Source organism: Frankia sp. CgMI4, from assembly GCF_001756285.1.
GTDB classification, from domain to species: Bacteria; Actinomycetota; Actinomycetes; order Frankiales; family Frankiaceae; genus Frankia; species Frankia casuarinae.
In genome coordinates, this window is record NZ_MAQZ01000050.1 from 1 (window position 1) to 25,213 (window position 25,213).

The 25,213-nt window shown below is 66.4% G+C and carries 21 protein-coding genes and 1 pseudogene; 9 read left to right on the forward strand and 13 right to left on the reverse strand.

Annotated elements, in window-relative coordinates; translation table 11 throughout:
* Window positions 1-243 precede the first annotated feature (243 nt).
* Entirely contained in the window at window positions 244-1,062 is an 819-nt protein-coding gene (locus Manayef4_RS06575) for a hypothetical protein (RefSeq protein ID WP_023842291.1), read from the reverse strand.
* An 870-nt stretch (window positions 1,063-1,932) separates the two neighbouring features.
* On the opposite strand from Manayef4_RS06575, the pseudogene Manayef4_RS25730 reads away from it, so the two are divergent.
* The 3 genes and pseudogenes from Manayef4_RS25730 to Manayef4_RS06585 form a co-directional block, all read left to right on the forward strand.
* Window positions 1,933-2,357 (forward strand): annotated as a pseudogene (locus tag Manayef4_RS25730) (Tn3 family transposase); the annotation flags it as partial.
* A 31-nt stretch (window positions 2,358-2,388) separates the two neighbouring features.
* Window positions 2,389-3,255, forward strand: a complete 867-nt coding sequence (locus Manayef4_RS23975; RefSeq protein WP_070130998.1) for a hypothetical protein — start codon at window positions 2,389-2,391, stop codon at window positions 3,253-3,255.
* 161 nt (window positions 3,256-3,416) lie between these two features.
* Window positions 3,417-4,244: a hypothetical protein gene (locus Manayef4_RS06585; protein WP_139140022.1), complete on the forward strand. Its 828-nt coding sequence runs from the start codon at window positions 3,417-3,419 to the stop codon at window positions 4,242-4,244.
* A 21-nt stretch (window positions 4,245-4,265) separates the two neighbouring features.
* Here Manayef4_RS06585 and Manayef4_RS06590 read toward each other — a convergent pair whose 3' ends face one another.
* Window positions 4,266-4,565, reverse strand: coding sequence for a hypothetical protein (locus Manayef4_RS06590; RefSeq protein ID WP_139140023.1), 300 nt, complete (start codon window positions 4,563-4,565; stop codon window positions 4,266-4,268).
* Between the two features lie 238 nt (window positions 4,566-4,803).
* On the opposite strand from Manayef4_RS06590, the gene Manayef4_RS25325 reads away from it, so the two are divergent.
* The 3 genes from Manayef4_RS25325 (at window position 4,804) to Manayef4_RS06605 (ending at window position 6,454) form a co-directional block, all read left to right on the forward strand.
* Window positions 4,804-4,986 carry a hypothetical protein gene (locus Manayef4_RS25325; protein ID WP_023841632.1) on the forward strand — a complete coding sequence of 61 codons (183 nt, stop codon included), beginning with the start codon at window positions 4,804-4,806 and terminating at the stop codon, window positions 4,984-4,986.
* Entirely contained in the window at window positions 4,983-5,234 is a 252-nt protein-coding gene (locus tag Manayef4_RS06600; protein WP_070131001.1) for a hypothetical protein, read from the forward strand. The genes Manayef4_RS25325 and Manayef4_RS06600 overlap by 4 nt, the downstream gene beginning before the upstream one ends.
* Before the next feature lie 134 nt (window positions 5,235-5,368).
* Window positions 5,369-6,454 carry a hypothetical protein gene (locus tag Manayef4_RS06605; RefSeq protein ID WP_070131002.1) on the forward strand — a complete coding sequence of 362 codons (1,086 nt, stop codon included), beginning with the start codon at window positions 5,369-5,371 and terminating at the stop codon, window positions 6,452-6,454.
* Window positions 6,455-6,852: 398 nt separating this feature from the next.
* Here the strand turns inward: Manayef4_RS06605 and Manayef4_RS06610 are convergent, their stop codons facing one another.
* The 3 genes from Manayef4_RS06610 to Manayef4_RS06625 all read right to left on the reverse strand — a co-directional run bounded on the left by Manayef4_RS06610 (window position 6,853) and on the right by Manayef4_RS06625 (window position 10,720).
* Window positions 6,853-8,052 (reverse strand): ATP/GTP-binding protein, encoded by a 1,200-nt coding sequence (locus Manayef4_RS06610; protein WP_254665493.1) that lies wholly within the window; start codon window positions 8,050-8,052, stop codon window positions 6,853-6,855.
* The gene (locus tag Manayef4_RS06615; protein ID WP_023841636.1) at window positions 8,043-8,654 is read right to left on the reverse strand and encodes a hypothetical protein; all 612 of its coding nucleotides are present in this window, start codon (window positions 8,652-8,654) and stop codon (window positions 8,043-8,045) included. Before Manayef4_RS06615 ends, Manayef4_RS06610 begins: the two co-directional genes overlap by 10 nt.
* Window positions 8,655-10,033: 1,379 nt before the next feature.
* Complete coding sequence (locus Manayef4_RS06625; RefSeq protein WP_023841639.1) at window positions 10,034-10,720, reverse strand: ATP-binding protein; 687 nt, start codon at window positions 10,718-10,720, stop codon at window positions 10,034-10,036.
* A gap of 153 nt (window positions 10,721-10,873) precedes the next feature.
* Between Manayef4_RS06625 and Manayef4_RS06630 the strand changes: the two genes are divergently transcribed.
* Together Manayef4_RS06630 and Manayef4_RS06635 are read left to right on the forward strand one after the other, a co-directional pair.
* Window positions 10,874-11,740 carry a helix-turn-helix transcriptional regulator gene (locus Manayef4_RS06630; protein WP_254665494.1) on the forward strand — a complete coding sequence of 289 codons (867 nt, stop codon included), beginning with the start codon at window positions 10,874-10,876 and terminating at the stop codon, window positions 11,738-11,740.
* Window positions 11,737-11,952: a DUF397 domain-containing protein gene (locus Manayef4_RS06635; protein WP_070131004.1), complete on the forward strand. Its 216-nt coding sequence runs from the start codon at window positions 11,737-11,739 to the stop codon at window positions 11,950-11,952. The genes Manayef4_RS06630 and Manayef4_RS06635 overlap by 4 nt, the downstream gene beginning before the upstream one ends.
* A 1,579-nt stretch (window positions 11,953-13,531) precedes the next feature.
* On the opposite strand, the gene Manayef4_RS06640 is transcribed toward Manayef4_RS06635, so the two are convergent.
* From Manayef4_RS06640 to rfaE2, 8 genes are all read right to left on the reverse strand, one after another.
* A complete protein-coding gene (locus tag Manayef4_RS06640) occupies window positions 13,532-14,929 on the reverse strand; it encodes a GDSL-type esterase/lipase family protein (protein WP_070131005.1) in 1,398 nt (465 codons plus the stop codon).
* Window positions 14,930-15,032: 103 nt separating this feature from the next.
* On the reverse strand, window positions 15,033-16,763 hold the full coding sequence (locus tag Manayef4_RS06645; RefSeq protein ID WP_070131006.1) for a carbamoyltransferase C-terminal domain-containing protein: 1,731 nt from the start codon (window positions 16,761-16,763) through the stop codon (window positions 15,033-15,035).
* Window positions 16,764-16,787: 24 nt separating this feature from the next.
* Window positions 16,788-17,984: a glycosyltransferase family 9 protein gene (locus Manayef4_RS06650; RefSeq protein ID WP_070131007.1), complete on the reverse strand. Its 1,197-nt coding sequence runs from the start codon at window positions 17,982-17,984 to the stop codon at window positions 16,788-16,790.
* Window positions 17,981-19,246, reverse strand: a complete 1,266-nt coding sequence (locus Manayef4_RS06655) for a hypothetical protein (RefSeq protein WP_070131008.1) — start codon at window positions 19,244-19,246, stop codon at window positions 17,981-17,983. The genes Manayef4_RS06650 and Manayef4_RS06655 overlap by 4 nt, the downstream gene beginning before the upstream one ends.
* Window positions 19,247-19,251: 5 nt before the next feature.
* Entirely contained in the window at window positions 19,252-20,541 is a 1,290-nt protein-coding gene (locus Manayef4_RS06660) for a cytochrome P450 (protein WP_070131009.1), read from the reverse strand.
* A complete protein-coding gene (locus Manayef4_RS06665; RefSeq protein WP_175443333.1) occupies window positions 20,538-21,653 on the reverse strand; it encodes a hypothetical protein in 1,116 nt (371 codons plus the stop codon). The genes Manayef4_RS06660 and Manayef4_RS06665 overlap by 4 nt, the downstream gene beginning before the upstream one ends.
* Window positions 21,565-22,677: an NAD-dependent epimerase/dehydratase family protein gene (locus Manayef4_RS22540; protein WP_083282311.1), complete on the reverse strand. Its 1,113-nt coding sequence runs from the start codon at window positions 22,675-22,677 to the stop codon at window positions 21,565-21,567. Before Manayef4_RS22540 ends, Manayef4_RS06665 begins: the two co-directional genes overlap by 89 nt.
* Window positions 22,674-24,719 (reverse strand): D-glycero-beta-D-manno-heptose 1-phosphate adenylyltransferase, encoded by a 2,046-nt coding sequence (gene rfaE2 / locus Manayef4_RS22545; protein ID WP_254665495.1) that lies wholly within the window; start codon window positions 24,717-24,719, stop codon window positions 22,674-22,676. The genes Manayef4_RS22540 and rfaE2 overlap by 4 nt, the downstream gene beginning before the upstream one ends.
* Window positions 24,720-25,063: 344 nt before the next feature.
* On the opposite strand from rfaE2, the gene Manayef4_RS24795 reads away from it, so the two are divergent.
* A complete protein-coding gene (locus Manayef4_RS24795) occupies window positions 25,064-25,207 on the forward strand; it encodes a hypothetical protein (protein WP_157493462.1) in 144 nt (47 codons plus the stop codon).
* Window positions 25,208-25,213: the final 6 nt, after the last annotated feature.

Below are 25,213 nucleotides of genomic sequence, written 5' to 3' on the forward strand. Positions count from 1 at the left end.
CCGGCTCGACTACCGGCACGACCGGCACCACCCCGACGCGACCGGCGCCACCAGCGCCACCAGCACCACCCCGACGCGACCGGCGCCACCAGCGCCACCAGCACCACCAGCGCGGCCGGCGCGACCGGCACGACCAGCGCGGCCGGTGCGGCCGGCACGACCAGCGCGGCCGGTGCGGCCGGTGCGGCCGGAACGCGGTGGAGCCTCCGAGCTGGGTTGCTCGGAGGCTCCGGGCGGGTGGTCTCAGTCGTCGGTGTGGTGTTCGCGGTGGGGTCGGTCGCGGTGGGTGAGGTTGCGGCGGATGTCGTCGCAGCGGTTGGTGAGTTCGCGTGCTTCCGCGAGTGCGGCGTCACGGGTTTTGATCACGGCGCGGCGTGATCCGTACTTGCCGCCGTAGGTCTGCTGGGCGACGGTGGCGAGTAGTCCGGCGCGTCCAAGATCTTCGGCGTGGCCTGCCAGGTGGAGGAGCTGCCGCAGGGTGGGGAAGTCGCGTCCGTCTTCCCACGCCATCGCGAAGATCACGTTGGAGAGTCCGGCGAGATAGGTCACCGACGCCAGATGCTCGGCCTGCCGTCGGGCCGTGTCGGGGTTGTCGGCGTCGGGGGTGGTGCGATGGGGGCGGTAGCCGTTGCGCTGGGCGGCGTCGTGGACCGCCCAGCGGCGGATGACGGCACGGTTCACGACGGAGGTCTCGCCGTCCTGGGTCTGGTACTGCCACCCGTCGGGTTCCCGGGTGGTGACGTTCAGGGAGGCGACGGCGCAGTTCCGGATGATCGTCCCGAGYCGACGGGCGTAGATCAGTACCGCGTCCTGGGCGATGTCGTCGGACACGTCGTCGCTGCCGTAGGTGCCGAATCCGTCCCGGGCGATGGTGGCGCTGCCGTCGGCGCGCTTGCGGGAGCGGGATGCGTCGACCTTCCGGCAGTGGCGGTGTGCGTGGTCGACGATCGCGGCCCAGTCCGCTTCGGTGACACGCGCCATGTCCTCAGCCGTGGCGGACTGGGCGGGAACGATCGACGGAATGTCCCGGGAAAAGAATGAGGAAAAGAAGTCATGCGACATGGAGGACTCCATGTGAGTGGGGGATTTAGCGCCGCGCGCCGGGCGCAACGCGCCGATAACTAATAATCCCTCCACGCACCCAAGGGATCAATACCGTCGGGCGATTATTTCTAGGATTTTTGGGCAATCCGGCAATMATATTTCCGCAGATCGGAGACCAATCCCCGCAAGTCGACAAACGGCAGGGGTGTAAGTCGCAAAAAGAATGCAAGCACGAAAGAATAGGCCGAGCGAAATGCAAAGGAAGGGTCGCGTGGGGAATTCAGGTATTCGTGGAATTCTAGTTGAATGCGCCTATCTGAACGGCGGCTGTCGGGACCCGTGGGCCTGGAGCGGCCCGACTATCATCCAGGGCTCCTGGTAGCCAGTCGGGCTGTTCTTGGGCGGTGCCAGCGGGCCCCTGACCTGCGCCAGCACGCCGCAGGCGGGTATCCCATCAAGTGGGATACCCGCGTGCGCACCAGAGGGGATACCCCATGGGAAGGGGGTATGCCGATGTCGCGGCCGGCGTCCAGGCGGCGAACTGCCCTCACCGTTGAAGACGTGGCTGGCGGCTCGGCCTGGGTAACACATCCGCTGTTCACGGCCCTGTGGCCTCTCGCTGTGCGTTGCCGTGGCGGTGCCAGCGCCGCTGCTGGCCGGTCCGGTTCCCCGTGGGCGGCGTGGGGCTTGTGGCCGGCGGGGACACCGTTGCTGGCGCTCCGCTGGGTCGCCGCGGCGGTGGCTCACCTCGGCTACTGGGTCGCGCGCGGGGCCGCACGCGGTCGTTATCCCGTACCGGGGGGGCAGATCTAGACCACGGGGTGGCTGGGTTCGCCGATTTGCTCTCTGCCTGCGCGTCCGACGGTTACGTTCTGAGGTGTGCCGCTAGAATTCCTGCGGATGCTCGGCCGCGATGGCCACCCGACCCCGCTGGGGCAGGYCTTCGCCGAGTACGGCCGCATCGCGARGACTCTGGCTCTGCTGGCGATAATGGAACCYCTCGACGACACCCATCGCCGGGTGGTGAGGTGAACACCCAGACCACCGTGCAGGAATCCCGCCACAAACTCGCCCGCGTGATCTTCCACGGCCGCTGCGGGCAGATCTACCGGGAAGRGCAGGAKGACCAGCCCGGCGCCCTCGACCTGACCTCAACGCCGCCGTGCTGTGGAACACCCGCTACCTCGCTGTCCTACGCCAGACCCGACACCGACGTCGCCCGGCTCTCCCTGTCCGGGAATGCCCATCTTAACTTTCTGGGCTGCTACTCCTTTTCCCCCGCCCCAAGGCTTTGGCCTGTGGGCTCTGCGTAGCCCCGAGGACGATCCTGATGAGGAGACCGCTATGAGCCAGCAGGAGGARCCGTCCGGGTTCGCCGCGGTGACCGTGGTTCTGCTGACGGTCGAGGAGTTTCCTGGCGAGCTCGCCGATGACTATCCGGCTGCCTGCGCGGCCCTCGATCTGCCCGTCACATATGACGGGTACGCACTGCTTCTCGGTCAGGACACCACCGGGGCCCGATGGACCCAGGTCGGCACGGACACCGGCGCCGCCCGCAGCGCCTTGGCCCTGTGGGACACCGGCTTGCAGACCGGGATCTCCACCAACCCCAAGCGTCTGCTCGCCTACCGGCCGGGCTRGCCCATCGAATGCCACCTGGCCCTCGCGGATCGGACGGACCCGCATGATCCGACCGGGGTGGAGACACCGCTGCGACCACCRCAGAGGACCGCCTGGCCCGGTGCGGAACGCCRCCRCGCCGCCGACCGTCTCGCCGGCGGTCTGGAAKATCTGATCGTCGACGACGACACCGGCTTCGACGAGCCCCGCCTGCGCCTGCACGACATCCTGCCCAGGCTCGCCGACCTGGACCATCCCGCCGTCACACAGGCCCTCGACGCCGCTTGGCGGCTCGCCGCCGACTCGGCCCCCGCTCCAGGAAGCGTGCGGTCCCGCCGTGCCACGCCCGGCCCGGCGCGGCTTCTGCGCGCCAGCGCGGACGGATGGAGCCTGGTGGGCCGCACCGACAACCCGGTCCTGCTCCTGACAGACCAGCTCCCCGCCGTCGCAGCAGACCTCACCGGTACAGACCGACTCGCCGAACTCCTCGACGCCCTGGAGGCAGCCGCGACCCGGGCCGTCATCCCCTCGCCACCGCCCGCCTCGCCGAGGCGGCGGGGCCAGCCAGGACGCTCCAGATCACAGACGTGACTGTGAAGTGCACACGTCCTCGGCGCGACGGCCAACGCTGCCRGCGAGACGCCGCGGAATGGCCCGGACAACGCCAAGGCCTCGGACAACCGGATCTCGACTGGCCGGACCTACCCCGGTCGGTGGCCTDCTGGACACATCTGACCGACCCCGAACGGGAGATGTGTCTGCAAGCCCGCGCACGACGCGACGAGGCCAGCCGAGAACACCGCGCCCGCGAGGCCGCCGCCCGGGAAGCCGCCGGCATCCCCCCTCCACAACCGGTCACCATGGTGGAACGCGACCCACCGGTGTGTACCGGGGACTGCATCTCCGAAGCCGCCGCCTGGGACAGGGCTCATCCGGGACAGTTCCACGACCACAGCGACGGCGCGATGATGTCCTGCGCCACCTGCTATSGCTATGTGTGCTGTTCCTGCGGTCACGCACCGGTCCCGGGGACGCTGATGATCTGCGACCGGTGCGGTGAGGTGGAAGCGGCCGCACTTGCGGCTGACGCCGACTGGGAACCGCCATCCGACCCGCGCGACGACCTCAACCGGCTCATCGGCCGCATCGTGCACACCGGCAACCTGACCTACGCCACCGTTCACGCCCGGGYCAACAAAGCGATGGGCGTAGCGCGGCGCCGAGAAGCCGACCCTCAGGCAATCCAGGAAGGCATCGCCTTCGCCCACGCCTGGCTGGAGGCGCTGGCCTGCGACGAACCGGACCCGATCATTGCCACCCGGGACGATCCGGCCACCGGCATCGCAGCCCCGACCGGCAGGGCACCACGGCTTCGCATCATCCCCATGCCCGCCTCCGGCCCCAGATGGCAGGCGCAGCTCGACCTCATCCGCGCGAGCGGGGCGATCTACGATGCCCAGAGCCGACTCTGGTGGCTGTCGCTGAGCACAACCGAGCCGGGCTGGGCCGCGCTGCAGACGCTGTTCACCGCCGCCCGCGAACACCAGACTCAGATCATCGTGGAGATGTTCCCGCCCTGACGGAGAGCAGGCGGGCGCGGATCAGCCGGYGCTGGAGGGAACCACAGCCACGAACTCGGCCCCCTTGTGGTTGGCCACGATCAGCGCGAAACGATGYCCGACCGGGCATTGAAGATCGACCTGGACGTATCCGCCCCGTGTACCGATCGGGCTGTCGTAGTCGTCGCGGTCGGGGAACACCGTCACGGCCCTGTGATCTTCGGCGAAATCCGCCCGGTCCACAGTATCGGCTCCGCAGGAGGGACAGCGCAGCTGCCACTGCAGACCGTCCGCGGTGGTCCCGTCAGGGACGAGCACCTGCGGATGAGGGTTCATCAACATCGACAGCTCCCACCATGAGTGCACAACACCCGCATCGACTGGAAGCCGGCGCGAGATCCTGGTGCGTACAGAATCCTCCTGTGCCGCAGGGCCTTCGAAACCACCCCGGCGAACACAGAGTCGGCAAACGGTCGTCAGTCGACGCCCGCCAGCCGCACCCCTCGACCCGCATCACGACGTCGGCAGCCCCCGTCGACGGTCAAAGGTAGGAGACGTCCGTGTCGAGTATTTTGGGGCCGTGTTGATCGGATACGTGCAGGTCGCCACCGCCGACCAGAACCCCGACCACCAGATCGACGCCCTGGAACGCGCCAGCGTCGCCCGCCGCAACATCCACATCGACCTGGCCTCCGGCGTCAGCGGTCACCTCGACAAGGCCAGCGTCGACAAGCGGCCCGCCACCACAGGGAGCTCGGCATGAGCGGCCAGGAGATCTGGYGCACCACGACCAACCTCGACGTGACGACCGTCGTCGAACGCGGCGGGAGGGTCTCTGTCCGCCTCGCCGACCGCGAGGTCTACTGGGCGCAGCTGGTCCCCGGCCGCGACCCCGCAGAGAGCCGCTCCTCGCATGAGCTGGTGCTCGATGCTTTYGCGCAGATGCTCGTCGACCAGCTTCATCCTGGGTCTCACCCCGGCACTTTCCACCCGCGTCGAACTGGACCATGACGCACGGAAGGGGGTAGCCAGCCGCGAGGCTGGTCCAGGGTTGCTCGCTCCCATCAAAGATCACCAGTGCCGCTGCGTGGATCTTTCTCGTCCTCGACTCTCGCCGGCCGCTGACCCGGATTGGAACACGACTCATGTACGACGGAGGYGACTACGAACTCGTCTGGCCACGGCACCTGTTCGTCCACGAAGCGAGCAACCTGCTCAACCACCGCAGGATCCACCGTGACTGGGATGACCGCTGCCTACTACTTCTCGATCACGCGTTCGCAGGCCCTACTCCCCAGGACGACTTCCGTCAGGCAGCCGCGCAGTCCCCGCCTCCACGTGGCCTGAGTAACGGGCAGGCCTTCCTCCGCGACCTGATGTCCARCTCCGAACAGCTCCGCGAGACCACAACACCGCAGTACCGCCCGTACTGGTCCGAACGCCGGGCGGGTACCTCCCCTGACCGTGCCGGTCTGCGTGCCACAGCCCGCCAGTTCATCGACATCGTCAGCCATCTCAACAACCACGGATACTTCGAGCAGGCGTTCGGTAAGGACTGCGTCGACGACCCCAGCGAGATCGACCCCTCGGCCGTCATCGAGCGCGCCATCGGCGCCGCGGACCTGTGGCCRCTGACGCCGGACCGCCTCGCACAGAACATAGACGTGTTCTGCGACGTGGTCGAAGTGCTCCACGACCTGGTAGCGCGCCCCCGATCTCGCGGACTACACGACTACGACGGATGCGGCTGGCACTACCGCGATTTCTCTCCCGCCACAGGCCGCGTCGTCTACCGGTGGCGCGTCAACGGTCTGCTCGAACGAAGCGACCTCGGCATCCACCTCGCGGACGAAGGCGAGGATGTCGGTCGCCTGGTCACCAGCACCGATCCCGCCCGCTCGGACCTCCTGCGCAGCATGGCCCAGCAAGAAAGCCCGGCCGCTGACCGGCTCCGCCACGCCATCAGCCTGTACCGGGCACGGCACGCCGACGAACACACCAAGAGATCCGCGGTCGTCGTCCTCAGCGGCGTTCTCGAAGAACGTCGACAGCTGATCAAAGATGAGCTGCTCAGTAAGGACGAAGGCGACCTCTTCACGATCGCGAACAAGTTCGCGATCCGGCACCAGAACGAACAACAGAAAACCGACTACGGCGTCGACTTTCTCGACTGGATCTTCTGGTGGTACCTCGCGACGATCGAGCTCACCGACCAGCTCCTCGCACGCTAAACAGCGATCATCGCTGGCGCCAACGGCTGTAAGTTCCCTGCTCACAGCCGTCATCGCGACCTTGGCGGAGTCTCCCCGATGGCCAGCGCGCCAGGCTGGAGGCCGCGGGCGGTCTCACCAGCATCTACGAATCGGCGATCAAAGACGTGTGCGCCACGCTGGAGACGCTGCTCCGCGACGTCTTCCACCGCAATGTCCCGACCCCAGAGGCGGTCGGGAAGACTGCCAAGCAGACCGGGAGCGTCTTCCAATGCCTCGATGACGCCGCCGCCCTACCGGGACCACCTCAACCGTGACCTGCCTGCCGCTCTCGGGGACGGTTGGACGGCCCTGACCGAGGGCATGACTGTCCGACACGTCCAGACCCGCAACGCCCGGCCTCGTCGACGCCCGGTACCTCACGCGTGTCCCGCACGCCACCCAGACCGTTGGCCAGCGGGTCCATGTCGGTCTCCGCCAGGTTCTCGATCTCCTCGACGCGGCCACCGCTCTCGGCACTCTGCTCGCGCCGACGAACCCCTGACCACCATCACGTTCGTCGAGCCGGACACCGTGCGACGAATCGAGGCCGCGGGCGGGCAGCCGCCGCCAGTGCTGAGCGCGGGAATGGAGATCACGGCGACCGGGACGGTGGAAACGGTTATGAGCCCGTCGAACACCCCAGCCTGGYCACCACCGGCCCAGGTGACGTTCCAGGTGACCGTCGCGGTCACGGTGAACACACCGCCGGGCTGATCCTCGGAGACCGTCTGGTAGGTGTGCCCGCAGTCAGGCGACGACGCCTTCGGGTCACCGCCATCCGGGTAGGGGGTGCCGGGCCCGGTGCAGTGGACCTGGGCGCCGTCGCCCATCACCCAGTCAACCCCCGTCGGGGTCGCCGTGGCGGTGACCGACACGCCGCCGGCGGCGGCCGTAGCGGAGACCGGCCGCCAGCCGGCGGGGTCCAGCCACATCCAGGTCGGCAAGCGGATCAACTGCCGGCCGATCGGGCTCAACGCGATCGCCGGGCCTTGCAGCCGCAGCTGGCTGCGGGCCTGCTCCGCCAGCCCACCCACATCCGGCCCGCCCGCCGCCGGCCCGCCCTGGCCGTCGGGTATCCATACCGGCGGCCGGTACAACGCGTCCCGCACGCCGTCGGTCTGGCACTGGTAGACGTACCAGGCACCCGGCCGACCGTCCGGCCCCGTCGCGACCGGCCGCGCGAGGAGCGGGCCGGGCCGGTCGACCGCCGCGACCACCCGCAGACCGCCGTCGGGGGCCGGGCGGAACAGCACCGGCCGGATCGCCTCTGTGGTGGGCTGGAAGTCGCTGCGGACGTAGGAGCAGCGCGCGACGTCCGCCGGGTCGAGCGCCACGTCGCCCGGCGGACGGGACGACCCACCGCGACCCGAGCCACCGCTCCCGCCGTCCTGCGGTGGCGGCGCCTGCCCGCCAGGGGCTGCGGGTGTGAGGCCATCACCGCCCGCGACCAGGTCGCAGCCCGGGATCRGATTCTGCGCACAGTCCGTAGTCGCGTAGCTGTCAGCGAACGCCGGCGCGCCTGCGGCGAGGAACCCGAGCAGGCAGGTGCCGGTGAGGACGAGACGTGTCAACTGCATGATCCCACCGGCTCGACAGCGAACCGGGTCACCTTCCACGACCCGTCCTGATGCAGCCGCACCTCGGACGTCACCGCCCGCCGCCCACCCGGCTCGTCGGTGAACGGCGCCCCGTCCGCACGGTGGCGCAGCCAGTTCGTGCTGTCGGAACAGTCGAACACCATCACCGTCGTCGGCGCGTCGGCCGGCTCCACGGAGGTGACCTCCGGATGCAGCACGGGGGCGCCACGCGACACCAGCCCGTTGTAATGATCGGCGTACAGGCCGCCGGAGACTGCCTGCAACGCGTCCCCCGACGCGTACCGCGCCAGCTCGGGTGACTGCCAGTCCGAGGTATGACTCGCCTCGGCCATCGCCTCCCACAGACCGACATAGGCGGCCACCGCCCGCTGCCCGGCAGCATCAGCTGGTGACGTGGGCGACGGCGACACCGTCACCTGCGGCCCCGAGGATCGACCGAGCGACGTCGCCGGCCCAGGAGCCGGTTCGGCGCTGTCATCGGAGCTGCAGGAGACCACGAGCACGCCCGCGGCCAGCAACCCGACGGCCACCCCGCGGACCGGCCAGCGGCGACCGCGAGAGTCCGAACGAGGAGCCACCATGCCCACCTCGCAGACATCCGGCGCCGGTCCGTCACACCAATGCGACGGACTGTCCCCTTCAGCCTGCCTTGCCGGACACGCACCGGCCCGTTCCAACTTCCAAGTCGGAACGACACGCCAGCACAATTTGACACATTCAGGCCATAAAGCGGCTAGTCATTCGGAAGCACTACCTGGCCCGAAAGAACCACAAGATCGCTGGCAAGAACGGGGCGCTGGGGATCTGCACGTGGCCGCTGGCACAGCGCGACCGCAATCCCTCCCGCCCGACCACGTAGTAGCCCGCCTCTGGGTGCACCTGGCACAGGAAGCCGTAGCCGCCCAGGCACAGGTTCCGCCCACTGTGCAGGCCGACGATCATCRCACCCCCGCCGGATCGCCCGCCCCAGGACCGTCACCTTCTCGACCAGCTTCTGGGCGCTGCGTGCACGGCAGCGCGCTCCGCCGATCCGACTCGACGAAGCGGCGTCCGCCCTCACCTTCAAAACCGGCGGCCAGAGAGCCCAACCGTCCGCGACGACCGACAGAATCGACAGGATTCTGGCCTCAAGGTGGCTGAGCACCCGGAGTGGGTCACAGGGTGATGAGGGGTTTATCTGCTCCGGTGGGCCAGCAGACTATCAGAGGGAGCGCAGCCCATTCAGTGCTTCAATGAAGTCCAGCCGGAACTCGGCAACGCTGATCTCGCCGCCCCGTTGGGGACAGGATCGCTGCCCAGCAGATCGCTGGTGGGACCGGTGTCGTCATGAAGACCGTCGGCGGGAGATAACGCGGCTGTGGGTACTGCGGTTAAATAGATCGCGCAAATCGGGTAGATGTCGACACTTCAAGTGATGGTACCGGGACGCTCGGGAATGCGTCTCCGCGTCCCCTGCGGCGGCCACAGACGCAGGCTGTCGTTCCGTCGAAGCATTCCATAGCGTCGATAAGCAGCCGGTCGGCCGGCCGGAGGCGTTCGCGGTCGTAGACATCAAGTAGATTATGAACATCCGTACCGTACACAGTCGCGAGTAGCACGAGGATTTGCGGGGTAATGCGACGCCGCTCGGGAAATGGCCAATGCTCCAGCTCACAAAGGCGCGGAGCGGTCATGCCAGCCTTGCCCTCCGGGTMGATGTCGAGACGGGCAGCATGGTCGTTGATRTGGTCGGCAGCCCGTTGCAGTGTCMAGCCGTGGGCATGGCGAAACGCGGAGCGAGGGCGAAGCCGATAGCGACGGGTGAACTCGACAGCAATCTCGGCATGTGTCATCCCGGAGCCACGCATGCGGTCGCGCAGGGTACTCTGCTCGACCCTCATGCTCATCTTTCTCACCGCTTCCTCCTGTCGAGTTCCGGGACATGCTTCGCTCGCGCAGAAACATCAGATCCGACGGGGCCTCACAGTGCATGAAGGCGGTCGCGGACCCGTCGCAGTACCTCGACATCTGGCAGCGACTGGCCGGGAAGGGAATGGGCGTGGAGAGGGGCAGGAATACGTCGTGGTAGACCGGCGGATGTGACTGGAAGTCGCGCCTCGATTTCAGCCCACACAACTTTCCCGCCGTGGGTGCCGGGCCGATATCCCCACCGCTGGCTCAACGACTCCACGATCAGTAGACCTCGTCCGCTTTCCGCGTCATCCTCCGGCGCCTGGCGGACCGGCGGGCGGCTATCGGCATCCCACACATCGATAAACAGGCGGCCCTCTGCGCAGACCAGACGCGCTTGCACCACTGCCTGCCCATCGGCGATGCCTCTATCGGTAGTCATCACCGCATTGGTGACCATCTCACTGGCCACCAGCTCGACGACCTCGATCAGGGGCAACAGCCCCCACTCGCGCAGCACGGACCGGACGAACCATCGGAGCTGGGGAACCGCTACCGCCACTGCCGGAAGTGTGATCTTGCTTGCCCGCTGGCAGGTCACCACAGCGCACACGAGGTCATCTCCGCCCGTCGTCTCGATCTTCGCGCTGTCCCCGCCGGGCCTCGCCTTGCGGTGGTCATCCGGCGGGGACAGCTGACTGCGAGGAGGACGCCCCGGCACGACAAACCCCAGGCCGACGAGCGGCCCCGTCTGCACCGGAGCGCCCTCGAAGCGTGATGATGGACCTCTGTACCTTTAAATGCAACTGCATCTGTAGCCTTGCTTATGGTGGATGTGAGAGGCCAGCGAACCGGACCCAGACGCTGGCAGACTGCGATCAGATGTCGGGCGTCCGGTGGCGGAGGAAGCGTGGCGAAGTCATCAGCAGGGCCGACGGTGCGCAGCCGTCGGCTCGGGGTAGAGCTGCGCAGGTTGCGGGAGGCGGCCGGCCTGACCGCCGAGGAGGCGGGACAGGCCATCCGTGCGTCTGATGCCAAGATCAGTCGGATCGAGAACGGGCGGGTCGCCGTCCGCGCCGTCGATGTGGCCRATCTCCTGGCCGTCTACGGCGTACAGGACACCGAGCAGCGGGAGGCGATCCTCACGCTTGCCAAGGAGACACGTCGGCAAGGCTGGTGGCGCAGCTTCAGTGACGTCGTCCCGCGCTGGATGGAGGTCTACATCGGCTTGGAAGCCGACGCCTCGTCGATCAACACCTACCAGTCCTCACTCGTGGAAGGACTGCTCCAGACACCGGAGTACGCCGCCGCCGTGATCCGCYCGACGTGGCCGGAGCTGCCCGACGAGGAGGTACACCGCCGCGTGACTCTGCGAACAAGCCGCCAGGAACGCCTTCTCAACGGGCCGCAGCCACCGCGGCTGTGGGTCGTGCTCGACGAAGCCGCGCTCCGCCGGCCGATCGGCGGGCGCGACGTGCTGAACGCCCAGCTCAGGCACCTGGTGGACACCGGAGCCCAACCGAGCGTCACGATCCAGGTGCTACCGTTCGACGTCGGCGGGCATGCCGCACTCGGAACCTCCTTCACGCATCTGGGGTTCCCGGACCCTGATGATCCAGAAGTCGTCTACGTGGAGGTCTTGACGGGCAGCCTGTACGTGGAGAAGCCCGACGAGGTGCGGCAATATAGAGACAAGCTCGACCATCTACGAGCCCTTGCGCTCAACCCCAGCGCATCCGCCGAGATGATCGCGAGCTTGTCGAGGGAGCAGTCATGACCAGCAAGATCGAGTTTGACCGGGACGGCCTCTCCTGGCAGTTGTCCAGTTATACCAACGGTAGTGGCGCGTGCGTCGAGGTCGCTTCCMTGCCCGAGGGCGGACGCGCGGTCCGGGACTCCAAGGACCGCAGTGGCCCGATCCTTGTCTTCACCGCGGCCGAGTGGACCGCGTTCGTCGCGGGAGTGCGCGACGGCGAGTTCGGCTCCTGATGTACGTGTAGGTTCCGCCGTCGATCCTCTACTTCTCAGCGATCTTTGCCRCTGGCCCGCGATGGCAGCGGAGCCGGCAGGCTGTCCACTGTGCTGCCTGTCGCCCAACTTGCGCATCTGGGGCCGCCAGGCCGACGCGCCTCGCGCGGCTCCAGGGCAGGACCTACGGCGGACCCTCAGGAAGTCAGCGCTACGCCTACCGGCATCCGAGCTGCGGAACCCCTGGCAGCATGCATGCGACTGATTAGAAGATTGTGTGGGGCCCCTGTAACACGGCGAGCCGTGGCGCACGGCTCCCCGCCTTCGTTGACTTCCGTCCGACCGTTCTGGCGGACAGCGCCAGCAATGTTGCTGTTGCGTCGAGATCCATCAGTCACGGCGCTACTGTTCACGTATGGATGATCACGGAAGGCTTCTACGGTTGATCTCCTTGGTGGCCTGGACGGAGGAGGGTCCGGACGGCGGTGGATGTGGGCTGAGGTTTGCGGACGCTGAGGAAGAATGGTGGTGGAAGGCGACCCCGATGGCACGGCTCATTGGATCGGTGCAAGGAGCAGAATCTGGCTCGCCAGACGGTGCGACCTGGGTGGCGTTGTGGAACATGTGCACCTGGTATGCGGGTGCGGTCAAGCATCTCCATGATCCGCAAGCGGACGCGACGGACGCCAGACAGTTGCCCGAGTTTGCGTTGGAGGCGGTGAGCCGGCTGCCGGACGAGGTGCTCGCCAGACTGGGTGCGATGATCCGCCGTTCACTGGGGCTGGACGAAAGAGTCGATGAGTCCCAACTGGCCCGAATATGGGTCGACGATATGACGAGTACATGCTGGCGCCTACTTCTGGAATCCCGGCGGGAYCGATTCGGCCGATGAAAAAGCTCGGGTATAGGGTCAATTCTGAACGGAAATAGGATCCCTCAGAGCTGCGGAGCCATGGAGGCTGGATGAACGTCGGCGTACGGTTGCCTGCGGATTTTCGCGTAGAGCTCGTCGTGCTTGACCGAGACGGCGTCCTCAATCGTAATCTTGATCGTGGTGTTCGGCGGAATGCCGACTGGGCGTGGCTGCCGGGCTCCAGGGTGGCGGTSAATTTATTATGCGATCACGGTCTACGTCTCGCGGTGGCGACAAACCAGGCCAATATAGGGCGTGGCATTATCACTACCGAACAGCTTACGGCTATCCACGCGCGCATGGTGGACGAGTTGCGGCCGGCTCAGGTCGGGCTCGCGGACGTTCTGTACTGTCCACACCCGCCCGAGGACGGGTGCTTTTGCCGCAAGCCCGAACCCGGGCTCGTTCATGCTGCCATGCGGATGGGCGGTGTGAGCGCGGAGCAAACGCTCCTGATCGGCGATCAAGAGTCGGACATCGCTGCGGCCGGCGCGGCCGGTTGCTGGTCGCTGCACGTTCAATCCGGCCGGGGGAGCCCTCCGGCCGGTTCATGGCCTCGTTATCTTGGCAGCGTGGCAAGCCTGCTTGTAGCCGCTCGAATACTTATCGCTTCCGGGTGATCTGCCCTTTGACCCTTGCTCCGTATGGACGGGTAGTAGACAAGCTCGCAGGTGGTCGGGTGGGCGTCTACCGGCGTGGCGCTATGACATCCGTGCGCGAATGATCGGCGACCAGGTGGTTGTAGATGGTCCGGGCCTCGTCGCGTTCATACAGGTCATAGCGGGTCAGATCAGTGATCAGATCGGTCTCGTGTAGGTGCTGGTCGACGAGGCGGAGCAGGAGGGCGTCGCCTAGCTCGGACAGGTGGACCCCGTCAGACCAGAGGGTTTGGTCGGGGCGGGTTGCGGRCGACCAGCCTGCGAGGGCGTGCGCTGTGGTGGTGAAGGCTGGCCAGACGTCGAGGAACTGGGCTCCGGCGTCGGTCGCGGCGCGGGCCGCGAGGGTGTTGTAGCGGGCGAGTTCGTTGTTCATAGCGTCGATGTCCAGGCCGGTGTCGTCCCAGCCGAAGGGTGTCTCGCTGATGCAGATCACCCGGCGTGCGCCTGCGGTAAGAAGCCGAAGCATCTCCCGGTAGTTCGCGTCGAACTCGTCGGCGTCGACAGCCTCGTGGGCACGGCCCTGGAAGCCGCGCCAGACGTCATTGATGCCGCACCCGAGGAACGCCAAGTCGAAGACGCGCCCCTCGGGTGGGAGGGTGCCTCTGACGATGCCGAGGATGTCGCGGGAGGTCGCTCCGCCTTCGCCGTGGTTGTCGAAGGCGAACCCGAGGTGGGGCCAGGCGACCTGGAGGGCGAGATGCAGCCGTTGGACGTAGCCACGGTTGCGCCAGGCTTCGACGGTGACCGACGAGCCGACGGCGGGCAGGTTCGCCTGGGTTGCCATCTGGGCGTTGTAGCCCTYCAGGTGTTCCATGATGCTGGTGCCGAACCAGCCGATGCGGAGCGTCTGACGGTCCTCGGTGGTGGCCAGCGGGCCGTCGAAGGTGCGGATCGGCCGCGCGGGCGCGCCCGCGGCGACCGTGTTGGGACCTAGGGACCGGGTGACGGTCGAGTTGGCGCCGACGACGGTGTTCTGGCCGATGCGGACGCCGGCGGTGACGCTGACCTTGTTGGAGAGCACCGCTCCGGTCTCGACGATGACGGGCGCACCCGCGAAGCCGCTGGCCCATGGGGTGGGTTCGCCGTCGGGCACGTGGGGACGGGACCGCTCGCGATGGTTGTGGTCGTGGATGTCGACCATGTTGGAGATGCCCACGCCGTCACCGATGCGGATGCCGACCATGGCGGACAGGAACGTGTTCTCGCCGATGGCGACGTCGTTGCCGATGGCGACAGTTCCGCCGCGGTGGACCTGGATGGTGGCGCCTCGGCGAATGGACACGCGGTCACCGATAGTGAGGAATCCGCCGTCGTCGATCTCGACGCAGAGGTCGGACGCGAGGTCACAGCCCTGGCCGACGCGGAGGGCGGAGCCGAACCGCGATCGCAGTTGTTCGATGATCGGTGGAGTGTCAAGAACCGTCATGGGTCAGTGGCCTCGCGTCGTCGCGGGTGGACAGTCGGTCAGGTGATCTGGAGGCCAAGGCTAGCCGAGGTGGTGGATGACTGACCTTCCGGCGTCACGGCCGCTAGTGGCGATCATCACGCTTGGTGACGAGGAATCCGCCGAGCGCCAAGGCGTCGAGTTCGGTGGAGAAGAAGGTCCGCAGAGCGTCGGTGGGCGTGCAGACCACGGGCTCGGCGTCATGGTTGAACGAGGTGTTGAGGAGCGCCGGAACGCCGCTTTCCGCACCAAAGGCGCGTAGCAGGCGGGCGTAGCGGGGATTCGTCGCCTCATGCACGATCTGTGGTCGCATGCTGCCGTCGACGTGGACGGTGGCGGGGATCGTGGCGCGGGCATCGTCGGTGGCCTGGTAGGAGACGATCATAAAATCGGCTGGTCCGGGCTCGGCGACGAGCTTCTCGGCGGCCTCGGACAGGATGCTCGGGGCCAGGGGACGCCACATCTCCCGGCGTTTGACGTCGCGGTTGATCCGGTCACGGGTAACGGTCGTACGCGGATCGGCGAGGATGCTGCGGTGCCCGAGCGCACGGGGGCCGGCTTCGGCGGGGCCTTGGAACCATCCGACGACCGACCCGGCAACCAGGGCATGGGCGACGGGGTCGACGATGCCGTCGCCGTGGTAGCTGTAGGGAATCTGGACGCGGTCCAGAGTCTCGCGAATCTGGTCGTCGGTGAAGCTGGGGCCCAGCGCGGTGGTGACCATCGGGCTGCGGGGGACGGAGAGCCGCCCGGCGCGGTGGAGGCATTCCAGCGCCGCTCCGATGGCGCAGCCGGCGTCTCCCGGAGTGGGTGGCACGAACAGCTCCTCGGCGCCGCTGTGCCGCCGCAGGACACCATTGGCTGAGCAGTTGAGTCCCACGCCGCCGGCGACGCAGAGACGGGCGCTGCCCGTCTCGATGAGCGCGCTACTGGCCAGCTGGACGAGGCAGCGTTCGAGTGCGTGTTGCGCGGAAGCGGCAAGGTTCGCCTGCTCGGGCGTGAACCCGCTGTCCGCGATCATCCTGYCGGCCGCGGTGTCGTAGCTCACCGGTCGGCGATGAGCGGGGACCCCGAGGTCGGCGAAGGCGGCGGCGTAGGCACGCTTGAGCCGTTGGTAGTAGGCAAGGTTCGCGTAGTGCGCCGTTTCGTCGGCCGCAGGCAGGCCGTACCGGGACAGGTCCAGCAAGTAGCCGTTGTCCTTGCTGGTGCGGAGGAAGCCCAGCTCGTGGACAGGCTGCCCGTACGCGGCCAGGCCCATGAGCTTGCCGGAGCTGGTCCAGTCACCGAGGCCGAGATGCTCGGCGACGGTCTCGTAGAACCAGCCGAGGGACTGGGTGAACGGGTATTGGCGAAGCACATTCAGCCCGGCGGGGGTCCCATGGTAGACGGTCGTGGACATGCCGTCGCCGGACCCGTCGGCGACCAGCACCACCGAATCGGCGAAGCCGGAGAGGTAGAAGGCTGAGGCGCCGTGCGCCAGATGATGGTCAACAATCGTCAGCGATCGAGGGGTGTAGCCGTTGAAATAGCCGGGAGCGAGCAGTTCGCGAATCAGCTCGCCGTCGGTGATGCGGTCGGCCGGCTCGGGCCACTCGGGGTTCCATGCGACGGCGATCTCCTCCACGTCTTCCAGCCGGATACCGGCCTTTGCCAGGCAGTACGCGGCAGATCGGGAGCAGGACCGGGAATCTTTGTTGTGCTTACGGCGGGTGAAGCGTTCCTCCTCGACGAACGCGACGATTGTGCCGGTGTCGTCGGCGAGGCAGGCCGAGCTGTCGTGATAGTAGGGCCCGCCGAGCCCCAGCACATAGCCCATGACATGCCCTTCTCGGTCAGTTACCTACGGATGGCTGCGGTGGACGGCGCCTCGCCTGGCGAGGAGCCCTCCGACCGCGGTGAAAGCGTCATCGGGCTCGATGGTGTCCATGCAGCCTCCAACTCCACCGCAGGCCACCTGGTGGGCGCAGGGCGAGCAGGCCGACGACGAGCGCAGCGCCGTGACCGTGGTGACGTGTTTGGGGATGACCTCGGCTCCGCTACTCGGCCCGAGCAGGAGCACGCAGGGGYGCTCGTGGGCCAGGGCCAGATGGAAGCCGAAGGAGTCTCCCGAGACGATGACGTCGCAGTGGGCGGKAAGCGCCGCGAATTCCTCGATGGAAAGTTGCGCGTAACGGACGGAGCGGCTATGGGCGCCGTCGCCGGAGAGTTCCTGATGAAGACGCTCGCACACCGACCGGTCGGTGGGACCACCGGTGATCACGAGCTGGTATCCCTGTTCCCGCAGGGTGGTACCGAGGCTGAGCCAGTGGCGGACCGGCCAGATCTTGGTGGGCAGGGAGCCTCCGACGTTGAGGCATACCCGAGGCATGTCGGTCCCATCCGCGAGCAGTGCGCGGACACGGCCGTCGGCCGCCGGGGGTACTCGCAGGACGTAGGGCTCGCCGTCGTATCGGTATCCGGCAACCTCGAAGTAGAGTTCCGTCCAGGTCTTGGTGTTGCGGCGGGTGCGGTAGTCGTTCCAGGTGTTCATGAGAAAGAAATGCYGGGCCGCGGCGCCGATGGCATAAAGACTGTTGTGCGGTCCGCCGTAAGCCAGCCCCGCCTTGTGGGTGGCATGGATGCGATCGACGAGCMCTGCGGCCGAAGGCGCACGTTCAAAGCTGTAGACCGCGTCGAAGGTTTCCGAGGGAAGCTGGGCCGCGGCCTGCCAGTCGAATGGCAAGACGCGGTCGATGTATGGATTCATGCGCAGCACCGGAGCRCACGCTTCGTCGACCAGCCAGGTGATATGAGCKGCGGGCTTGTCCCGCTTGATGCGGGCGGGCAGCGGGGACGCTATCAGCATGTCACCGAGCAAACCCAGCATCACGATCAGTATCCGAGTGTCCACCGGGTCGTGATGGTCACAGTTCAGGCAGGGACGCCAGTACTTGCAGGGCAGACCGCCTACGAAGTGCCGGCAGTCAGCGTGCCAGAGGAAGCTTTCTTCGGTGAACTCCGGTCCGAGGAAGCTGGCGGATTCAGCACGCGGAATCAACCGTCCTCCCGTGCGAGGATTGACAGGACGAGGTCCCGCATCATCGGGTCGAATGCCTCGTCGTGTGCCCGGGTGTGGCGCCTGCGGAGGTCGTCGACGCCGGCAGCGACGAGGCTCGGCTCGTCACGCTTGATGAGAAGTCTCGCGAACAGGTGCGCGAGCTCGTACATCGCATCGGTGTCCATGCCGAGCCTCGTTACCTCCTGGACACCGAGCCGGAGCCCGGTACCGGGGGTCAGGTAGGGCACGTCGATCGCGTTGACGACGATCCCGGCCGCCAGCAGCGCCTGGCTGGCCTGGAAGGGGTCCATGAGCGGGGCGATGTCGATCCACAACTGGTGCGAGCGGGTGAAGCCCCGCTCGGCCGCGCACACCGCGAACCCCCGGTCGGCCAGCGCGCCACCCAGGTGCCGGGCATTACGCACCGTGCGTGCGGCGTACTCCCCGCCGCTCTCGCGTAGATCTGCGACGGTGACCGCAAGGGCGGCGACGTCGGCGACGTGATGGTGCGAGACCCAGTGACTGGCGTGCTCGTCGATCTTCTTGGCAAGATCGTCCGAGTTGGTGAGGATGACGCCCTTGTGCGGGCCGGGGAACGACTTGTGCGTGGACCCGCCAAGGCAGTCGGCGCCTTCGGCCAGTGGGTCTTGGAACTGCCCGCCGGCGATGAGTCCCATGACGTGGGAGCCGTCGTAATGGATCAGGGTTTCGGGTCCGACCGCTGCGCGCAGCGCTGGCAGGTCGTGGGGGAACAGACACATGAACTGGTCGAGATAGACCAGTTTCGGGCCCGGTGTCGCCGCGGCGAGCGTGGCCAGCTGGTCGGTGTCGACCTCGTAGCGGCGTCGGTCGTAGGGAAGCGCGACGGCGGCCAGCCCGAGTCGTTGGGCGAGGAAGCGAGTCGAGCCATGGCCGCCGTCGGCCTCGCCGATGCTKAACACGGTGCCGCCGTGGTCGGCCAGGGCGGAGACCGCGACCGCCATGCTGTTGATCCCGGATATCGGCTTGAGGTTGACGTAGTCGGCGCCGAACAGCTCGCGCAACCCCTCCGCCGCCGCCTGCTCGATCGCAGYCAGATCGTTGTTGCCGGGCCAGGCCCAGTTCTCCCCGTCAGCGGTGAAGCAGTAGCGGTGGATCACGTCGGTGAGGAACGGGAGCCGGGCCGCCAGGCTCATGGCGTTCTCGCTGGGCACCAGGTGCAGGCGACGAGCACTGGCCTGGTGGTAGCGGGTGACCAAGGACAGGACTTCGGCGACGTTCATGCTCGCTATCTACCCGCCGTCGTCAGGAGAGCGGGCAGCGGCGTGGTGGGCGCCTTGACCGGCAGGTGCCGCAGCACGGTGGGGACACCGCCAAGCACCGCCAGCCGGTGGTGAGCGTACGTCGCGGTCACCGTGGCCAGCACGACAAGTTCGGCGAACTGCTTTCCGGGACAGGCATGCAGGCCACGMCCGAAGGTCAGTAGGCTGCTCACCGAATGACCCCGCTTGCCAGCAAACCGGTCGGACCGGAATTGGTCCGGACTGTCGTAGAGCTGAGGCATGAGATGGTTTGCCGCTGGTGAGTAGGCCGCCCGCCAGCCCTTCGGGACCTCGTATCCGCCGATGGAGCAGTCGGCCACGACGATGCGCAGGCTGATCGTGTTCGGGGAGTGCAGCCGCTCCGCTTCCAGGACAGCCGCGCGCAGGCTGGGGGCKGCCTCGCGATCAACGAGCAGGTCCGGCTCGGCACACAGGGTTCGGGCCTCCGCCCCGATCGCCTCAGCCAGTGGGCTGTCGTGGGCGAGTTCCACCAGCAGCCAGGTGAGCAGACTCGCGGTGGTCTCACGGGTTGCGATCAGGAGCGCCAACAGGTGGTCCGGCAGACTGGCAGGATCCATACCGTGCTGGTCGACGTACTCGGCCAGGTGCGACAGCACGTCGCCGCGCGACGGGTCAGGGCCGGCACCGAGCCGCCGCTGGAACAGCGCACGCAGCTCGGCGGMGGCGCGGCGACCTCGCCAGTAGGCCGGCGAGGCGTACCGCCGGGCCGACGGCGCGTCCGTGCCGCGTACGAAGACATCGAACAGACGGTTCAGCGCCTGATGGTCACGCTCGTGCGGACGCACGCCGAGGATGACCTGAGCACACACGTCCATGGTCAGATCCCGGGCCGACTGGTAGAGGTCGAAGCCAGGGGCCGCGGACCAGCGCTCGGCGTGACTCTGCGCGAGTCGCAGCGCCCTTGTCGCATAGCGGCGCAGCGGCGGCCCGACCAAACCGGCCAGCAGCATCCTTCGGGCCTGGAGATGTTCCTCACCGCGAAGGTTGAACACTGCCCTCCGAAACAGATCGWGGACCAGACCGGTGTTGTAGATCTCCAAATGTCCGGGCTCGGCCTGGAACAGGGCGGCTGGTCCGCCAGCGCCGCCGCAGAACACAGTGGGCACGCCCGCCATGCGCATGGCGAACATGTCGCCGTGCTCGGTGTGCTGACRGATCAGATAGTCCAGCGGCTGGGCGGCGAAGCCGCGGGCCGAGTCCACCACCGGYAACCCACCCGTCCGCAGCGGCCTCACGCGATGACCCGCTCGTCTGAGCTGCTGCGGGCCAGCAATTCCAGGCTGCGTGCCACGATCGCGGCATGGTCCAGAGCGGTGGCCTCGATCATCGGTCGGCAGCCACAGTCGTCGGGGAGATCAGCCACGTCTCCGGTCTCGCTGTAGCGGATCAGGCTGTCGACGACGTGATCAGCGCACGCAGGGCAGCTGTCGGGGAAGACCGATTCAAAATCGCTGCCCCGCAKGTTGATGCAGGCAACCCGTACCTGCGTTGCGTCGTGGATGCGCCGAACCGTGTCGACGATTGTCCACAGGTTCGGAGGCTGATAGGCCCCGGACTCCCAGAGCCGCCATGCGACGGTGTTAGGGGATACCCGCGTCGGACACAGCGTCACACCCTGGATTCCGAGGGCGCGAACGTACTCCACGGAGGAGACAACATCGGTGATCGCTTCCGCGTCGGTCAGGAACGGCGGTTTGACCATCAGGTAGATCTTCGGATGGACACCAAGTTCGCTCATGGTCAACAGTGCACGCTCGAAGGCCGTCCGGGAGATCCGTGTGTTGACGAGAGTCTCCCGGACGAGATCGTCGGAGGACTGCAAGCCGATACCCACCTCCAGTTCGACCCCGCGAAGAGCATCGACGAACGGAGCCAGYACGGCAGGCGTGACGAACTGCGGCAGCGACTCGACCACGAGCCGGCGAACGCCGGYCTTTGCCACGTATTCAGCGATGACGAGCTGGGYGTCTCGCGGGATCTCACGCGGTGCAAAGAAAGACCCGTCGTTGTACAAGGCCAGGACATCATAGGCCGGTTCATCTGGGGAGCGGGTGAGAACGTGGGAGACCTGATGCAAGAGGCTCTGGGTTTCACTGCCGAGCCCATAGTTGTTCTCGTTGGTAAATGGGCACATGGTGCACGTCGGAACTGAACAGCCACCAGACATGAGGATGACCTTCTTGCGGCCGACGATCGCACCGTCGGGTTGACGCAGCTGGTCGTAGGAGACGAACCGCGGCTCGGCAGGCCGCGGCGCATCAGCCGTCCTTCGCAGCGACATCGACAGTGCCGACAGCGACCGGCGCAGTTGATTCTGGTCCCGGTCTCGGGCATGGCGGCTGTGCATGACAATTATCTCCCGGGAGTCGAGGGGCAGTTCCGCGCGGCAGCTTGCCTGAACGGTTCGGGTTTTCGTCAGATGCGGAGCCAGGCACGAACGATCGGTACAACTCACCAGCAGCATCGCGAATCTGATCCGAGGTGACCTCGGCGGCGCGTGGGAGAACGCYGCGCAGCGCTGTCATGTCGGCGCAGGTCCAGTACTGATACCGATCCGGGATCGGGTTGGGGACCAGCCGCAGATCCACCATGCCGCCGTCCCGTAGGCCGGCGCACCACCCGAGAATAGTGGCAAAGGAGATCGCGTGCCCGGCGCCGAGATTGTACACGCCTGAGGGAATGGATGAGCGTAGGAGGTGCAGCACGGTGTCAACGAGTGAGGCTACCGGCAGAAAATCCCGCTCCGCAAGCAAGGTGTCGCTAAATAGATCGATCCGGCGACCGCACGCTGTGGCATGCAGGAGCTGCCACAGAATCGACGCCATGGCGCCCTTGTGATCCTCGTTCGGGCCGAACACGTTGGTGTAGCGAAGCCCGGTCCACGACATCCGCCCGGTGAACCGCTGCATCCTCTGGTCCAACAGCAGTTTGGACCGGGCATAGAGATTCAGCGGCCCGGAAGTCAGTGCACGATCGTCGACGGCCTGCTCGGGAACGGGAACTCGACGAAAGACAGATCCGTACACGCTGCTCGATGAAGCGTATACGAAACGTGTCGCACTGACTTCGCACGCACCAGCAAGCTGTAACGGTACGTCCACGTTCACGTCTTGGAGGAGATCCCACCGGTCTGCGAGCGTATTACTTACCGCYGCCTGATGGAGCRCGGCGGCGAACTCTCCTGACCTAATCCTGATCAGGAGAGCCGGATCTGCGGCGTCGGCCTGAATGATCGGGACCGCGCCTTCGGCGAGGGGCCCAGCTGCTCTACGGTCGACCGCGGTCACCTCCCAACCGTCAGCATGACAAGCCGCAGCGAGGTGACCTCCTATGAAGCCTGCCGCACCGGTCACAAGTACCGCGCTTGTCATACAGCGCGCTCTGAGTCGTTGCGTCGGCGACCAGCCTGCTCGATCAGGGATGTCGTGGAACGGCCGTCCAGATAGGGCGCCAACACCACCTGTCCACCGGCCTGCTCGACTACCGCACGCTCAACGATGTCAGCGATCGCGTAGTCGCCACCCTTGACAAAGAAATGCGGCCGAAGCTGGCTGAGTATATCGGCGGGCGTGTCCTGATCGAAAAGAACGACCGCATCTACGCACGAAAGCGCCTGTAGAACACCAGCCCGGTCCTCCTCTGAGACCAGAGGGCGACCTTTTCCTTTCAACCGGGTCACGGAGGCATCGCTGTTAAGGCAGACAATAAGACAGTCCCCAAGCTGCCGGGCGTGCTGGAGCAGTGCGATGTGGCCGCGATGCAGTAAGTCAAAACAACCACCAGTCGCCACGACGGTCCCGCCACCAGCTCGTACACGGGCGGCAAGAGACCGAGCATCACCGACGCCGAGCCCTGTCGGCTGCCCCTTTGAGGCTGCACCGAGGTCGATCCCTCCCGTGACATATTCGGYTGCGACGGTAACCGCTCGTGTCGCAGCCGTCGAGGGCAGGACGCCAGCTCCGAGCAGTGCAGCGGTGGTGACCGCGAAACGGTCGCCGGCTCCGCGAGTGTCCCCGCCGGACACGAAGGGAGCAGGGATGACCAACGGCGGCGCGTCGTCGTCGTTGATCAGCACCACGCCGTCGCGACCCCGAGTGATCGCGACCTGGCCGACCCGCCACGTTCTCTGGAGGCGACGCGCTCGCTCGATGTCCCCTTCGATACCGGTCAGTGATACATCGGGATGGAAATGATCAGCTTCCCGGCTGTTCGGCGTCGCCAAAGCGATGCCGGYAACCGGCGCCGGTCCCAGYGGGTGCGGATMCCACACCACCGGAGTCCGACCGACAAGTTCTGACAGGGCCTGACGAACGTCCTCGGCCGCCGCCACGCCGCGCCCGTAGTCRCAGACCAGCACGGCCGCAGCAGAGTGAATCGCCCTACTTCCATCCGCAGGGAGGGGCCCGAGAGAACCGGGCGGATTCGCACGGTCGAGCATCAAGATAGTCTGTTGCCCAGCGCGTACCCGTGTCTTTACTGCCGTCGCGGACGACGTCCCGAGATTGACAATCGACACTCCCGCATTTGTCAGCATTTCCGTGACCACATCGGCCGCATTGTCGGAACCAAGTGCCGTAATCAAAGTGACCCGATGTCCATCCATTGCTGCCAGGAGGGCTGCGAGCCCCGCGCCACCCGGGCGGGCCTCGTCTTTCGGTGAACTGACTACCGGTACGGGAGCTTCTGGAGAGACTCTATTAACTTCACCCGTGATGTCTATGTCGAGCAAGACGTCACCCAGGACAACCAAATCGACCTTCTTGTCTACTGAAGGTCGTCGCGGCGGCACCACCTGCTCTTCCATTGATATCTCTGCAACAGTCGATGAAGGCGCCCCTTTCTCCTCTACTGTCCGGGTCTGGTCGAGTACACCGTCAACGGCGACACATAGCATATGGATCGCGACAAGATGGCACTCCTGCACATGTGCTGCGGATTCGGAGAAGACATCGACGTACTCATGAGAAGCCTCGGCGATCGAATTCGGCGCCGGCCCCGTCAATGCCCATGTCATCATGCCCAGGTCTCGTGCTACTGCTACTGCGCGTAGGAGGTTCGGACTGCGCCCAGACGTCGACATGGTGATCAGTACATCGCCCGGTCGGCCATGCGCTTGCACCTGCCGCGCGAAGACCTCTCCGAAGCCGAAGTCATTTCCTATCGCAGTCAGTGTCGACGCATCGGCGGTGAGGGCAAGTGCGGACAAAGGTATACGGTCGACTTTGAAGCGGCCGACAAGTTCAGCAGCAAGGTGCTGCGCATGCGCTGCCGAACCACCATTGCCCGCTACCAGCAGCCGGCCACCCGACGGAAGGTCCACAGCAATCGCACGCCCCCACGCCGACAGTCGAGCATCATTCATGGTAGCCAGCGCTTTAACCAGACCAGCAGTATAATCGCTGCTCTGCCGCAAAGCTGAACCTCCGTATGCCGCAGTACGTTCCGCTATGCCGTACTCTGAATACTGAAATTCGTGATCTTACGCATCGTCGCGCAGGGCTCCATTGCTGACGACCATTTTCGGCTCGGCCGCCACCTCCACTGCGGATCGCGTTCGGTCACTGACTATCTGTGTATAGCACCTTCGGGCCGTCGCCCGCAGGCGATCCGRCCAATCTCGGGCCCGTTAACGTGGGCTTCTCGCGTACCGGGTCGGGTTGGGCCGGTTGCTCGATCAGGGGAGGCCGCTAGCTTGGGGCCCATTGCAAGCACCCTCGTCATCCTGTCGCACCGGTCATCTGGAACTTCGGAAGCTCTGTGAAGACCGGGCTGGCCCGCGCGGTGATCTGGGCGCACTCGCCACTTGCCGTCATCAAGGTGTCCCTCGTCTCGGTGCTCCCGGCAGGCAAGGAAGCGGGAGAGATCCCTTCCTGCGCCGGATTCAGGATCATGTCGTGGTGAGGAGCC